This is a genomic window from Sphingomonas sp. OTU376, assembly GCF_038440415.1.
Taxonomy (GTDB): Bacteria; Pseudomonadota; Alphaproteobacteria; order Sphingomonadales; family Sphingomonadaceae; genus Sphingomonas; species Sphingomonas kyeonggiensis_A.
On sequence record NZ_JASATQ010000025.1, the window covers coordinates 48533 to 64430 of the forward strand.

Sequence of the window (15898 nt, forward strand, 5' to 3'; positions counted from 1 at the left end):
GTTAAACCGGGCATCAGTAACCCGACGCATCGGGTGCGTAACGGCGTGGTTCTGCGGGTTTCGGGAGCGGTGTGGCCGGGTTGCTACGCTCTGGGAGCTGCGGCGAGCACCGGCCGCCCCTGGCCCATTCCGGCCGCGAAGGCGATCCGAAGCGCTTCCGACAGGCTGCGCGCATGCAGCTTGGCCATGATGTTGGCGCGATGCACCTCGACGGTGCGGCAGCTTATGCCGAGGTCGAACGCGATCGTCTTGTTGGGCAGGCCCTGCGCCAGCCGCTCGAGCACCTCGCGCTCGCGGCAGCTCAGGATACCGAGCACCACGCCGGCCTCGGCGACCCGGGCACTGATGTCCTTGCCTGCCGTGATCCGGTCGAAAGCCCGGCCGATCGCGTCCAGAAGCGCATCGGTGTCGAAGGGCTTTTCGAGGAAATCGACGGCGCCCGCCTTCATCGCCTTCACCGCCACCGACACGTCTCCATGGCCGGTCAGCACGATGACAGGCATCGTCACGCCGCGCGCGCCGAGCTGCTGCTGCACCTCGATGCCGTCCATTTCAGGCATGCGGATATCAAGCAGGATGCAGCCGGGCTCGACATGGCGAACCTCTTTCAGGAAGGCGATGCCGGACGCCCATACGCGAACCGCATAGCCGGAGGCGCTCAGGAAGAACTTGGCGCCCCGGCGCACGCTTTCTTCGTCATCGATGACATGGACCAACGGTTTGTCGCTCATTCCAGGGACTCCGCATCAGCACGAACAAGGGTGAAATGAAAACGGGCGCCGTCGCCGCTGTCCGGCTCCAGCCAGATGCGTCCGCCATTGGCTTCGACGATCGTCCGGCAGATCGACAGCCCCAGCCCCATTCCACTGCTCTTGGTGCTGTGGAAGGCGCGGAACAGATTCTCGGCGATCCCCGGCGGAACCCCGGGCCCGGTATCGGCGACGGTAACGCGGACGAAGCCGGGATCGTCGGGCGCGGTCGATATGGTGAGCGAGCGCCGGGGCGCCCCGATCATCGCCTCGATGGCATTGCGCATGAGATTGATCAGCACCTGCTGGATCTGGATGCGGTCGACGAGGACGCTGTCCACCGACAGGTCCAGCCGGAAGCTCGCCTCCACGCCCCTTTCCCGCGCGCCGATCAGCGCGAGTTCGGAAGCGTCCTCGACCAGTGCGGAAAGCGCCTCGATCGACTTCTCGACCTCGCCGCGCGCAACGAACTCGCGCAGCCGACGTACGATGCTGCCAGCCCGAAGCGCTTCCTCGAACGCTTCGTCCAGCCCTTCCTCTATCGTCTCCCGGTCCTCGGCATTGCCGTCGCGCAGCATGTTCCGGGCACCGCGCACGAAGGTGACCACGGCGGTTATCGGCTGGTTCAATTCATGGGCCAGCGTGGATGCCATGGTGCCCATCGCGCTCACGCGTGCGGCATGGACCAGCTCGGAACGCAGCGCCTCGATCCGCTCCTCGTCCGCAACCTTCTCGGTAAGGTCGCGGATGAAACCGATGAAGACCCGGCCGCCCTCTGACGTGGCCTCGCCGACCGACAGGTCCATCGGGAAGGTCGTCCCGTCGTGGCGCTGCCCCAGCACGATCCCGCCGACCCCGATCATCCGGGCCTCGCCCGTCTCGAGATATCGCCGAAGATAGTCGTCGTGCCGATCGCGGTCCGGAGCCGGCATCAGCCGGCTGACGTTTGAACCGACGACGTCGGCCTCGCACACGCCGAAGAGTTTCTCCGCCGCGGCGCTGAACGACAGGATCTTGCCCGTCTCGTTGATCACCACCATCGCATCGGGCACCGCCGCCAGGATGGAGCGGAACTGCGCCGCGCTCGCCTGGAGATGCCGTTCCGCCGCGCGTTGCTCGGTCACGTCGCGAACGACCTTCGCAAAGCCCCGCAGCGCACCTTGCTCGTCATAGAGCGGCGTAAGCATGGTGTGGGCGAGGAATTCCGAGCCGTTCTTGCGAACGCACCAGTCCTCCTCCTCCAGGCAACCCTCGGCGCGGGCGCGATCGAGGTCATGCTGCGGCTTGTCGAGCGCCAGCGCCGTGTCTGGGTAGAAAATCGAGCAGTGCCTGCCGACGACTTCGCGCTCGCTCCAGCCCTTCAGCCGTTCGGCCGCCTTGTTCCAGATCGTTATCCGCCCATCCGGATCGAGCATGTAGATGCCATATCCCTCGGCACCGTCGATCAGCAGGTTCAGCGTCTCCGCCAGGTCATGCGCGCGGTTTGCCCGGCGTTCCGCGACTTGCTCGCTGGCGCGCAACCGCCATTGCAGGCGCATGATATAGGATACGACGAGGATGATGACCGAGCAGGCGAACAGGAAGACGACTCTCTCGAGAATGGCGGCCTCGCCGCTTGCCCAGCCCATCAGGGTAACCGCCGCCACCGATGCGAGGGCGGCTGCCAGCGCGGGCCCCGAGCCGGCAAAGGCACCGGTGACGAGCACCGCGACCGCATAGAGCAGATAATGTCCGTGACCGTTCAGCCAGGGCTCGAGGGCCCAGCGCAGAAGCGTGGCGACTACGACCGAGCCTACCGCCAGACCATAGGCGGCAGCGAGGTCGCGCGCCGATGTGCTTGGGGCACCGGCCACCGCAATCTCCGCCGCTGAAGCGCCCGAGCCACACCCGATAGTGGGTTCCCTCGTTCAGCGGGTCGGATGTCGATAGCACGAAAGAAATTGGTCGGAAATGGTTTGGAAACTATACGGACACATCAAATCCCGCGTCCGATGCCGCGAAATGGGACGCAGTTAGACTATCGGCTCGACGACTCGGGCTAGTTCCTCGAGCAGTACGTCATCGCGAAACGGCTTGGGCAGCACTTCGACGAAACCGGCGGAGATCGCTTCGCTTCGCAGGCTTTCGGAAAAATGCGCGGTGATCAGCACCGCAACGCCGTCCCAACCCCTCTCCTGGAGCGTGCGGAGGGATTCGATACCGTCACAGTAGGGCATCGAATAATCGACCACGAGATGTGTTGCCTCGACCGATACGGGATCGGCGAGCGCGGCGGCGGCGCTGGCGAAGGCGATGACCTGATATCCCGCGCCCTGGAGCATGAGCTGCAGCCCCCGACGCACCGAGGCATCATCCTCGATCAGGAGCAGCGGCGGCATGTTCTTCTTCCGCGACGACGTCATTACAACCTGCGCCTAGCTAGCGGGTTCGACACTGCAACGGGCTTCGCGCGATTCCCGCGCCCGGTTACCATATCAGCCTTCGGGGAGGTGGCGAACAGGGCAATGCACCAAACCGGTCCCGATACGCCACACGAGCCTAAGGCGAGCACCGAACATATGGCGATTGGTAGTCTTACTTACACGTGCCCCTCCGCCTCGATCCGTCCCGCCCAACCCTCGCGCCGCCGCTTGACAGCGCCAGCCCGCTGGGCTCTTTTCGAGCCATGGGGAACGCGATCTCCCCACGAGGCGTCAGCCGAAGCATCGCGTCCTGTTCCGCAATGAAGGACGCCCCATGCCCACGCCCAACAGCATAGCCGCTGACAAGCTGTCACGCCTGATCGGCACCGCCGCCGCCCCAATGCTCCTCGACCTGCGCGAGGATCGCGGCACCACGCTGATACCCGCCTCCCTCCCCGTCCCCGCCGGCGCGATCGGAGAATGGACCGCCCGCCTGACCGGCCGCGCCGCAATCATCATCGACGAGGACGGCACGCGCACCGCGCCCGGCCTGGCTGCCTGGCTGCGCAGCGACGGGATCGATGCCGAAATCCTGGAGGGCGGTTTCGCCGCCTGGCAGGCCGCCACCCTGCCCCTGCTCGCAACCGAGCGGCTCCCGGGGCGCGACGCCCAGGGCCGGACACTCTGGGTCACCCGCGCGCGGCCCAAGGTCGACCGCATCGCCTGCCCCTGGCTGATCCGGCGCTTCGTCGACCCCGCCGCACGCTTCCTGTTCGTCGCCCCCGGCGACGTGATCGAGACCGCCCGGCGCTTCGACGCCGCCGCCTTCGACGTGGCGCATGACGAGGTGTTCTGGAGCCATCGCGGCGAGCGCTGCACCTTCGACCTGATGGTCGAGACCTTCGGCCTCACGGCCTTCCCCGCACTCGAACATCTGGCGACGATCGTGCGCGGCGCCGACACCGCCCGGCCCGACATCGTGCCCGAGGCAGCCGGCCTGCTCGCCCTCTCGCTCGGCCTCTCCCGCGTCCATGCCGACGACCTGGAGCAGCTCGAGGCCGGCATGCCGATCTACGACGCGCTCTACCGCTGGTGCCGCGACGCGCGATCGGAAACGCACGACTGGACCTCGCACAAGCCGCGCGCGGTGCAGGCATGAGCGCGGCGGCTCTCGACGGGGCCGCAGCCCCGGCCCGACCTGCTCCCGTCACGCTTGGCCAGGCCTTCTGGGTGTGGCTGCGGATCGCAGCGCTCTCCTTTGGCGGACCGGCCGGGCAGATCGCGGTGATGCACCGCATCCTGGTCGAGGAGAAACGCTGGATCGGCGAGCAGCGATTCCTGCACGCGCTCAACTACTGCATGCTGCTGCCCGGCCCCGAGGCGCAGCAGCTCGCCACCTATATCGGCTGGCTGCTCCACAAGACGAAGGGCGGCGTGATCGCCGGCACGCTGTTCGTGCTGCCGGGCATGGTCTCGATCATGGCGCTGAGCTGGATCTATGTCCTGTACGGCAAGCTCGGCTTCGTCGCGGCGCTGTTCTTCGGATTGAAGGCCGCAGTGCTGGCGGTGGTGCTCCAGGCGGTCGTCCGGATCGGCGGACGGGCGCTGCGCAGCGGCGCGTCACGGGCGCTGGCGGCCGCCGCCTTCGTCCTGATCTTCTTCCTGGGCGTGCCCTTCCCGCTCATCATCCTCGCCGCCGGCCTGATCGGCTGGTGGACCGGGCGCAGCGGTTCGAATGCGTTCAAGGGCGGCGGGCATGGCGGGCCGAAAGGAGGTGCCGTGGTCGCGGATGCCGATACCCTGCTGGGCGAGGAACTGCCGGCGCACGCCCATGCCTCGTGGCGCGAGACGTCGCGGACGGTGGTGACCTGCCTGCTGCTATGGCTGGTGCCGGTCGCCGCGCTGGTGCTGCTGCTCGGGCCGACCAACACCTTCTCCAGCATCGCGATCTTCTTCTCGAAGATGGCGGTGGCGACGTTCGGCGGCGCCTATGCGGTGCTCGCCTATGTCGCGCAGCAGGCAGTGGAGGAATATCACTGGCTCACCCCGGGCGAAATGCTCGACGGGCTCGGTATGGCCGAGACCACGCCGGGGCCGCTGATCATGGTGCTGCAGTTCGTCGGCTTCCTCGGCGCCTATCGCACACCGGGCGTGCTCTCTCCGCTGCTCGCCGGCACGCTGGGCGGGCTGCTCGCGACCTGGGTGACCTTCCTGCCCTGCTTCCTGTGGATCTTCCTGGGGGCGCCCTATATCGAGCGGCTGCGCGGCAACGCGGCCGTATCGGGCGCGCTTTCGGCGATCACGGCGGCGGTGGTGGGCGTGGTGCTCAACCTTGCCATCTGGTTCACGATCCACACGCTGTTCCGCCAGACGCTGCCGGTCGAGCTTGGGCCGATCCGCTTCGCCGCACCCGTGGCCGCGAGCATCGATCTGTGGGCGCTGGTGCTGGCCGGTGCGGCGATCGTGGGGGTGTTCGTGCTGCGGGCCGGCGTCATCGTGACGCTGGCGGCGACATCGGCGGCGGGCATCGCGCTGCACCTGCTCGGGCTGCTCTGACTTCTGCCCGGAAAATCAAGGACGTCGCGAAAACCCGCACCGCAAACGTGACGCCAAGCCGTCCAAGATGTGCGCGTGGTTCCAATAACTTGAGCGCCGTGCCGGCCATGGGTGCGGCACGGCGCCCTCGACTCACCCCCATATGGCGTATTGACTCCTGTTCGCCGTGGGTAATGGCTCCCTGAAAGGGGGAATTTTCATGGCCAGCAGCATCGAGTCGTCCGGGATCCTGAGCATCGCGGGGCGGAAATCGCGCAAGGGCGTCCGTCCGGGACGCTATCGCAGCGCGACGGCGCTGGCCGGCGGCCTGGCCGCGACCATCCTCCTCGCGGTGCCCGCGATGGCGCAGGATACGCGCGGCGGCGGCGGCGGCCAGGGCAACAGCGCGCCTGGACCAATCGGTGGCACCAGCAGCAGCACCGGCGCGGGCGGTGCCGGCGCAGGCACCAGCGAAAGCTATGAGGGCGCCGCCGGCGGCGGTGCCGGCGTGACCGGCGGAAATGGCGGCAACGCTTCGGATGGCGGCCTGGGTGGCGCAGGCGGCGCCACCGCCGGCGCAGCGGGCGGCGACGGCGTGGGTGGCGGCATCGGAAGCCGCGCGAGCGGCGGCGGCGGCGGCGCGCATGGCGCCTATCTTTCCGGCGCACCAGGCTCGGCAGTGAGCGGCGGCAAGGGCGGCGCGGGCGGCACCTCGAGCGATGGCGACGGCGGCGGCGGCGGTGCGGGCGGCTATGGCGCGGTGGCGACCGGTACCGGCACGATATTCTTCAACTATGCGATCACCGGCGGCAATGGCGGCGATGGCGGCGGCGGCTATTTCTATGGCGGCAGCGGCGGTGATGGCGGCTATGGCCTGGTGTTCACCGGCACCGGCGCCACCGCCTCGATCAGTGGCGCGATCACTGGCGGCAATGGCGGCGTGCGCGGTGGCTTCTCGGCCGCCGGCTGCTGCGCGGTCGGCCAGAACGGTGCGGGCGGAATCGGCCTGGTCGGCAGCGATGTGGCCATTGTCCTTCATGCCACGATCAGTGGCGGCCTCAATGGCAACGGCGTTACGCGCGCGCTTGCGATGCGACTGGGCGGGGTCAACCAGATCGCGCTCGCCAGCGGCTGGGGCCTGGTCGGCGGCATCGAGATCGCCGGGACCAGCCTGGAATTCGTGCAGGGCAACAACCAGACGCTGTCCAACGACATTTCCGGTGTCGGCAAGCTGATCAAGAGCAGCATCGGCAACCTGACGCTGAGCGGCAACAACAGCTATGCCGGCGGCACCGAAATCCGCGGCGGCACGCTGACGATGGGCAATGGCGGCACCACCGGCGTGCTCGGCAGCGGGCTGGTCAGCATTTCCAGCGGCGCCGAGCTGGCCTTCAACCGCTCCGACAACATCACCGTCGCCCACCAGATCACCGGCGACGGCCAGTTGCGCAAGCTCGGCACGAACACGCTGACGCTCGGCAACAGCGGGAACAATTATACGGGCGGGACGATCGTCGACGCCGGCACGCTGGCGCTCAACAACGCCACGGCGGCCGGCACGGGCACGATCTGGCTCCGCGACGGCACCACGCTTCGCAATCTGGTGACGAGCGGCACGCCCTATTACGCCAATGCGATCCGGATCGACGCCGGCGAGAGCGCGACCATCAACGGCAACACAAGCGCCGGCGCCGCTTTCAACGGCGCGGTCACCGGCGGCGGCGACCTGACGATCTCCGGCCTGGTCGCGCTGCTCAACACCAACAGCTACGGCGCCACCACGATCGACAGCAACTCGCAGCTGCGGGTGGGGGTCACGACTTCGGGAACGCTGGGCAGCGGCAACGTCACCAATAACGGCCTGCTGGTATTCGGACGGTCTGACACGGTGACCGTCTCGAACGAAATCAGCGGTTCCGGAGACGTGCGGAAGACCAATGGCGGCACGGCGATCCTGACCGGCGACAACAGCTATCTGGGCACCACCACCATCACCAGTGGCACCCTCCAGGTCGGCGATGGCGGCACCACCGGCTCGCTTGGATCCGGCAATGTCTCCAATTCCGGCAACCTGGTCTTCAACCGGGCCGATGACATCACCGTCGCCAACGCTATCGGCGGCACCGGCACCCTGACCAAGCTGGGCGCCGGCATGCTGACCCTGAGCGGCAACAGCAACTATCTCGGCAACACCACGATCAGCGCGGGCACGCTGCTGCTTGGCAGCGCCAATGCCTTTGGCAACGGCAGCATCCTGCTCGACGGCGGCACGCTCGATGTCGGCGATATCGCCTTCAACCTCGCCCGCCTGGGCAGCGGCAACGGCACGATCGCCGCTTCCGGCACCGGCAGCCTGAATGTCGGCGCCGGCCAGACGGTAACGTTCGGCAGCACGGGCAATTCGATCGACTCCGATGTCATGCTGACGATCGACCCGAGCGGCACGCTGACGCTGCTCGGCAACAACGCACTGACCGGCGGCATCACCCTGGCCGGCCGGCTGGTGATCGGCGAGAGCGGCGCGGCCGGCGGCGCCGGCAATACGATCTTCACCGCCGGATCGGTGATCAGCTATGCCGACGGCGTCGACAATGGCACGGCGATCGGGCTCGGCTCCGACACCACCCAGTTCGAAGTACTCGGCGCCGATGTCGCCACCCAGAGCGGCGCGATCTACGAGGACCTGCAGAGTCGCGGCTTCGAGAAGATCGGCGCGGGCACGCTGATCCTGACCGCAGCCAACAGCTATACCGGCACGACCCTGGTCTCCGCCGGCACGCTGGGCCTGGGCGACGACTTCGCGGCGGGCACCGGCTCGATCGAGCTGGCCAGCGGGACCACCCTGCTCAACGCCGGCAGCTGTGGCTGCGGGCTGGCCCTGGCCAATGCCATAAACGTCATCACCACGGCGACGATCGACAGCGGCGGCGGCCAGACCTATCTCGACGGCCCGCTGACCGGCGGCGGTATCCGCTTCGCCGACAGCAGCGGCGGCGGCACCATCACCCTGACCGCGGACAACAGCTATGGCGACACCGTGGTGGGCACGCTGGCGACGCTGGTCGTCGGCGAAGGCGGCACCACCGGCACGCTCGGCACCGGCAGCATCACGGTCGAGGACCTGGCGATGCTGGCGTTCGACCGATCGGACACGGTCACGCTGGCGGCGGAGGTTTCGGGCGACGGCCTGATCGGCCAGTTCGGCAGCGGCACGCTGATCCTGACCGGCAACAACAGCAATGCCGGCGGCACGGTGATCCTCAATCCCGACGGCATCCTGCAGGTGGGCGATGGCGGCACCAGCGGCGCGCTGGGCGCCGGCACGGTCTTCAACATGGGCCAGCTGGTGTTCAACCGCTCCGACGACATCACCGTCGCGCAGGAGATCGCCGGCGACGGGCGGATCACCAAGCTGGGCGCGAACACGCTGACGCTGAGCGGCGACAATCTCAACGGCAGCTACGGGCCGTTCGCGGGCACCGTCTCGGTCCAGGGCGGCACGCTGGCGATCACCCAGTTCGCGCTGGGCGCCAGCGAGCTGCTCGAGATCGACAATGGCGCGCAGGTGAAGCTGCTCGAGGACAGCTATGCCGGCAGCATGGCGATCCTCTCGGGCGGCGGCACGATCGATACCGGCGCCTATACGCTCGAGGCGTTCGGCGGGGTGGATTTCCAGGGCGAGCTGACCAAGACCGGCTCGGGCACGCTGCTGCTCGTCGACTTCCCGGAGGAAGGCACCGGCAGCGGCGGGATCAACGTCATCGCCGGTACGCTCGGGCTGGGCAGCGACTTCGCGGCGGGCACCGGCACGATCAAGCTGGCCGACGGCACGACGCTGCTGAGCTGCGGCTGCGGGCTGCTGACGGTGGGCAATGCGATCCAGGTCGCGCCTGGCGGCACCGCGACGATCAGCGGCGACGGCGGCGACATCGACCTGACCGGCGCGATCAGCGGCGGCGATGTCAGCTTCAGCGCGGGCAGCAGCCCGGGCGCCGCGAGCACCTTCACGCTGACCAACGCGAACAGCTATGGCGCCACCCGGATCGGCGCCAATGTCGAGCTGGTGCTGGCGGGCGGCACGCTGGGCACCGGCGACCTCGTCTTCGACGCGGCGCCTTCGGATCCGGGCTCGCCGGCTAGGGTCCGCTTCGAGAACAGCAGCGACTATGGCTTCGGCGGCAGGATCGTCGGCAGCGGGATCGTCGACATCGGTCCGGACGCGGCGGCGAAGGTGACGCTGACCGGCTCGAACAGCGCGGCGGAGAACTTCACCGGGACGCTGAACCTGCTCCAGGGCACGCTGGTGCTGAACGGCGCTATCGGCGACATGGTCGGCAACAGCGCCACGCTCAGCATCGCCGGCGGCACGCTGGGGGGCAGCGGCAGCTTCCATGGCAGCGTGGACATCGACAATGCCGCGCTCAACCCTGGCAACAGCCCGGGCACGCTGGCGATCGCCGGCAATCTGACGCTGGGCGCGGGCACGATCCTCAACTTCGAGCTCGGCGCGCCGGGCACGGTGGGCGGAGCGAGCAACGACCTCGTCACCGTCGGCGGCAACCTGCGGCTCGACGGCACGCTCAACGTCGCCGCCTGGGGCGCGGGCTATGGGCCGGGCTATTACCGGCTGTTCAACTATGGCGGCAACCTGGACGACCAGGGGCTGGACATCGGCACGATCGCCGGCGGGCTCGCCCCGCAGATCCTGACCAATATCGGCGGCCAGGTGAACATCCGCCTGGGCGGGTCGCAGGCCATCCAGTACTGGGACGGCGCCGACATGGGCTCGACCACCGGCGTGGCGGGCGGCACGGGCAACTGGAAGGGCGCGAACACCAACTGGACCGGCCCGACCGGCTTCGCGATCAACGACGCCTGGCAGGGCCAGGTCGGCGTGTTCGGCGGCGCCGCGGGCGGCACGGTCACCGTCTTCGGCAACGCGGATTTCGAGGAACTGCGCTTCGTCACCGACGGCTATGTGCTGCGCCCCTCCGACGCCAGCGCAAGGCTGGGCGTGACCGGCGGCTTCTCGATCATCGACGTCGCGAGCGGGATCACCGCCGATATCGGCGTGGTGATCCAGGGCAATGCGGGCCTCGACAAGACCGGCACCGGCACGCTGATCCTCTCGGCGGCCAACAGCTATGAAGGCGCGACCGATGTCGCGGCGGGCACGCTGCGGCTGGGCGCCAACAACGCGATCGCCCAGAAATCCGCGCTCAACGTCCAGTCGGGCGCGACGCTCGACCTGGCCGGCTTCGACACCAAGTCCGGATCGATCGCCGGCGCGGGCGCGATCCTGCTCGGCGGCGGCCAGCTCGAGACGGGCTACGACAACAGCTCGACCATCTTCAGCGGCACGATGACGGGCGCCGACGGCAGCGAATCCACCCTCATCAAGAATGGCATCGGCACGCTGACCGTAAGCGGCACCGTGGCGCTGGGCAACGGCGGAGGCGCCCTGAAGTCCTTCACCCAGATCAATGCCGGCACACTCCAGATCACCGGCACCGGCAATTTCGGCGTTGACCAGGTCCAGAACCTCGCGACGGTCGAGAACAGCGGCATGATCAATGCCCATGCTACCCTGCAGAACTTCGGCACGGTGACCAATGGCGCCGTCGGAACGATCAACGGTACCACCCAGAATTTCGGCACTATCGACAATTACGGCACGATGGGTCCGCTGATCTCGCTGGGCGGCACGGCCACCAACTACGCCACCGGCACCATCAACGGCGCGGTCCAGAACTTCGCCAGCTTCACCAGCGCCGGCATCATCAACGGCGACCTCAGCAACTTCGGGACGATGCAGCTCGAAGGCCAGCTGAACGGAGCGCTGCTCAATCTGGGCACCGGCGCCAGCGCAACGCTGACCGCGGCGGTTACCGGCATCACCCGTTACGAGGGCGGGACCAGCTCCACCTTCGACCTCGCCGGCATCGATACCCAGGTCGGCGGCCTTGCCGGCAACGGCGAGATCGACCTCGGCAGCGGCCGCCTGACGGTGGACGGCGGCAACGGCAACTGGAGCTTCGAAGGCGCGATCAACGGCAGCGGCGGTCTGACCAAGACCGGCACCGGCACGCTGACGCTGGGCGGCGCAAGCAACTATGGCGGCACGACGTCGATCAGCGGCGGCACGCTCTCGCTGTCGGGCACGATCGGCAGCGGCGCGATTTCGAACAATGCCACGCTGGACCTCAGCGGGGCGACCGACCGCGTCTTCGCCAACAGCATCACCGGCACCGGCAAGATGACCAAGAACGACAGCGGCATGGTGACGCTGACGGGCGCCAGCGCCTATGGCGGCGGTACCCAGGTTCTCGGCGGCACGATCGGCTTCAACAACGGCCAGTCGCTCGGCGGCGGCGGCGTCGAACTGTCCGACGGCACCGCGCTGCGCAACGTCCAGGCGGGCGCCGTGACGCTGGCGAATAGCATCGCCATCGTCTCCGGGACCGCGACGCTTGAGGGTGTGGGCGGATCGAGCACGGTACTGGGCGGGCCGATCACCGGCGGCAATGTCAGCTTCGGGGTATCGGGCGCGGGCAGCGCCAGCTTCACGCTGACCGGTACCAACAGCCATGCCGGCACCCGGATCGGCGCAGGCGCCACGGTGAACCTGGCCAGCGGGACGCTCGGCACCGGCAACCTCGTCCTGGCCGACAGCAGCGCGACGATCAACTTCACCAACGGCGCGAACTACAGCTATGCCGGCGTGATCTCGGGCAACGGGCATATCGGCGTTAACACCGCCGGCGGCGCCTCGGTAACTCTCTCCGGCTCGAACGCGGCGGGCAGCGACTTCACCGGCACGGTCTCCGTGGATGCCGGCAAACTGGTGCTCAATGGCGATTTCGGCGACGTGACGGGCAACACCGCCAGCCTGACGCTGAACGGCGGCACGCTGGGCGGCGGCGGCACCTTCCATGGCGACATGACCCTGGGAGCCGCCTCGCTGAATCCCGGCAACAGCCCGGGCACGCTCAGCATCGCCGGCAACCTGACCCTCGGCGCCGGCACCATCCTCAACTTCGAGCTGGGCGAAGCCGGCACCGTGGGCGGCGCCAATAACGACCTGGTCAATGTCGGCGGCAACCTGACGCTCGACGGCACGCTCAACGTCGCGGCGCTGACCGGGTTCGGCGAAGGCTATTACCGACTGTTCAACTATGGCGGCACGCTGACCGACAACGGCCTGCTCTTCGGCGCGCTGCCGGGCGGCTATAGCAGCACGCTGCTCACCAATATCGGCGGCCAGGTAAACATCCTGTTCGCCAGCAGCCCGCAGGCGATCCAATATTGGGATGGCAGCGACCTGACCGGCAGCTCCACCGCAAGCGGAGGCAATGGCGGCGCGGGCGTGTGGAGCAGCACCAGCACCAACTGGACCGCGCCGACCGGCTATGGCGTCAACGACAGCTGGCACGGCCAGGTCGCGGTATTCGGCGGCACGGCCGGCGGCGCCGTCACTGTCCAGGGCAGCCAGGTCTTCCAGGAACTGCGCTTCACCACCGGCGGCTATACGATCAGCGGCGCGACGGCAGCCGCAGGGCTGGCGACGACCGGTGGCTTCTCGGTGATCGACGTCGCAACCGGGATCGGCGCCACGATCAACGCCACCATCTCCGGTACGGGCGGTCTGACCAAGACAGGCACCGGCACACTCAGCCTAAGCGGCGCAAACAGCTATGCCGGCGTCACCACCGTCTCCGCCGGCACCCTTATGCTGACCGCGGGCGGTTCGCTGGCCGGGGCGGTCCAGAACAATGCGACGTTCAACAACGCCGGCACCGTTGCGGGGGCCGTCACCAATACGGGCACACTGACCAACACCGGCACGCTATCGGGCGCGGTCCAGAACAACACGACGTTCAGCAATAGCGGCACGGTCGCCGGGCTCGTCACCAACGCCGGCACCCTGACCAGCACCGGCACACTCGCCGGTGGGCTGCTCAACAACGGCACCGCGACGCTGACGGGTACGATCGGCACCGGCATCGTCAACAACGGCACGATCAGCCTGAGCGGCGCGACCTCGATCGCGGCGCTGCAGCAGGCCGCCGCGGGCAGCTTCAACCTGGCCGGCTTTGGCACATCGGTCGGCACGCTGACCGGTTCGGGTGCGATCACCCTGGGCAGCGGCACGCTCAGCATCGGCGCGGGCAACGGCAACTCGTCCTTCGCCGGCACGATCGCGGGCGCGGGCAGCCTGGCCAAGACCGGCACCGGCACGCTCGTCCTCACCGGCGCCGCGACGCAGACGGGCGGCACGACGATCTCGGGCGGCACGCTGCAGATCGGCAATGGCGGCACCACCGGCTCGCTTGCCGGCGCGATCACCAACAACGGCGTGCTCGCGATCAGCCGCAGCGACGCGGTGACGCTGGCCAATGTGATGTCGGGCACCGGCGGCTTCGTCCAGGCGGGCAGCGGCACCACCACCCTTACCGGGGCCAACAGCTATAGCGGCGGCACGCTCGTCTCGGCCGGCCGGCTGCGCGGCGATGTCGCCTCGCTCCAGGGCGCGATCCGGATCGACGGCGCGCTCGAGTTCGCCCAGACCGGTGCCGGCACCTATGCCGGCAGCCTGTCCGGCGCGGGGCTGTTCGAGAAGACCGGCACCGGCACGCTGACGCTTACCGGCAACAGCGCGACCTTTAGCGGCGCGAGCAATGTGCTGGCCGGCACGCTGGCGGTGAACGGACTGCTCACCCGCTCGCTCGTCACCGTCTCCAGCGGCGCCACGCTGGTTGGCACCGGCACGGTCGGCGGCATCACGGTGCAGAGCGGCGGCACGCTGGCGCCGGGCAACGGGGTCGGCACGCTCAACGTCGCGGGCAATGTGCTGTTCCAGGCCGGCTCGCTCTTCGCGGCCGAAGTCCAGGCGAGCGGTGCCGACAAGGTGCAGGCGACGGGCACCGCCCAGCTCGGCGGCACGCTGCAGGTGCTCAACCTGGGCGGCAGCTATGCGATCAACAGCACCTATGTGCTGCTCCATGCAGATGCCGGCGTCAGCGGCACCTTCGCGGTGACCAACCTGGCCAGCTTCGGCCTCGCCTATCGGCCGAGGATTATCTACACCGCCAATGAGGTGCAGCTGTTCCTCGCCGCGAACCAGCTTTCCGCAGTGCTCGGCACCGGCGTTCCGCTGACCTATAACCAGGCAAGCGCGATCAGCCGGCTCGATGCCGCGGTCGTCACCGGCGGCTATGATCCGACGGCGCTCAGCGCGCTGTACAGCCTCTCCCCCGCGGCGATCCCCGCCGTGCTCGACCAGCTTTCCGGCGAGATCTACGCCGATGCGACGCGCGCCGCGCTCGAGGACGAGCGGGTAGTGCGTGAGGCGGTGCTGGGACGGCTCGGCGAAGCCGCCGATACCGGGCTCACCGGCACCGGCAGCTGGGGCCAGGTGATCGGCAGCTGGGGTGGCGTCGACAGCGACGGCAATGCCGCCGGCTATGACGTCGATCGCACCGGCATGATGATGGGCATCGACAATGGCGCGGAGACCGACACCGGATCGTGGCGCGCCGGCGTGATGGGCCATTATACCCGCATCACCCTGCCCGCGAATGCGCGCGGCAGCCGGGCGACGATCGATCGCACCGGCGGCGGCGTCTATGCCGGTGTTGCGGTGAACAACTGGCGGATCCGCGCCGGCGCCTCGCTGTCGCTGCTCGACATGAAGGCGCGGCGCGCGATCGCGGTGCCCGGCCTGACCACCAGCGAGCGCGGCAAGGCCCGCGGCGTAATGCTGCAGAGCTTCGCCGAGATCAGCTACCGCATCGATGCTGGCGGGAATGCGTTCGTCGAGCCCTATCTGGCGGGCAGCGCGACGCGGGTGACCTTCGGCCAGTTCGCCGAGAGCAGCGGCCCGGTGGCGCTGCTGGTCCATGACCAGAAGAGCGTGCTTGGCGTCGGTGAACTGGGTCTGCGCGGCGAGACGGCGCTGGCGGGCGGCGGCAAGGGCAGCGTCCGGCTGGGCGGCAATATCGGCCTGCGCACCGCCTTCGGCGACCGTGCGCCCGATCCGGCGATCGCGCTGGCGGCTACGCCCAACCTGGCGTTCAACATCCGCTCGGCGGAGATCGATCGCTTCTCGGCGGTGGCGAACCTGAACCTGATCGTCGATGTCAGCGACAAGCTCAGCCTGCGGCTCGGCTATAGCGGCGTGCAGGGAGCGGGCGTGCACGAGCATGGCGGCCG

Annotated in this window: 6 protein-coding genes; 3 read left to right on the forward strand and 3 right to left on the reverse strand. The window is 68.5% G+C overall.

Annotated features, from left to right (window positions below):
* Positions 1 to 83 precede the first annotated feature (83 nt).
* The 3 genes from AAHM44_RS12540 to AAHM44_RS12550 all read right to left on the reverse strand — a co-directional run bounded on the left by AAHM44_RS12540 (position 84) and on the right by AAHM44_RS12550 (position 3151).
* Positions 84 to 731: a response regulator transcription factor gene (locus AAHM44_RS12540; RefSeq protein WP_269575033.1), complete on the reverse strand. Its 648-nt coding sequence runs from the start codon at positions 729 to 731 to the stop codon at positions 84 to 86.
* Entirely contained in the window at positions 728 to 2602 is a 1875-nt protein-coding gene (locus AAHM44_RS12545; protein WP_342250188.1) for a PAS domain S-box protein, read from the reverse strand. The genes AAHM44_RS12540 and AAHM44_RS12545 overlap by 4 nt, the downstream gene beginning before the upstream one ends.
* Positions 2603 to 2761: 159 nt before the next feature.
* A complete protein-coding gene (locus AAHM44_RS12550; RefSeq protein ID WP_269575031.1) occupies positions 2762 to 3151 on the reverse strand; it encodes a response regulator in 390 nt (129 codons plus the stop codon).
* Between the two features lie 334 nt (positions 3152 to 3485).
* On the opposite strand from AAHM44_RS12550, the gene AAHM44_RS12555 reads away from it, so the two are divergent.
* The 3 genes from AAHM44_RS12555 to AAHM44_RS12565 all read left to right on the forward strand — a co-directional run.
* The gene (locus tag AAHM44_RS12555; RefSeq protein ID WP_342250189.1) at positions 3486 to 4310 is read left to right on the forward strand and encodes a chromate resistance protein ChrB domain-containing protein; all 825 of its coding nucleotides are present in this window, start codon (positions 3486 to 3488) and stop codon (positions 4308 to 4310) included.
* A complete protein-coding gene (gene chrA / locus AAHM44_RS12560) occupies positions 4307 to 5707 on the forward strand; it encodes a chromate efflux transporter (RefSeq protein WP_342250190.1) in 1401 nt (466 codons plus the stop codon). Before AAHM44_RS12555 ends, chrA begins: the two co-directional genes overlap by 4 nt.
* Before the next feature lie 199 nt (positions 5708 to 5906).
* Positions 5907 to 15898: autotransporter-associated beta strand repeat-containing protein (locus AAHM44_RS12565; RefSeq protein ID WP_342250191.1), on the forward strand; the 9992-nt coding region annotated here is incomplete at its 3' end.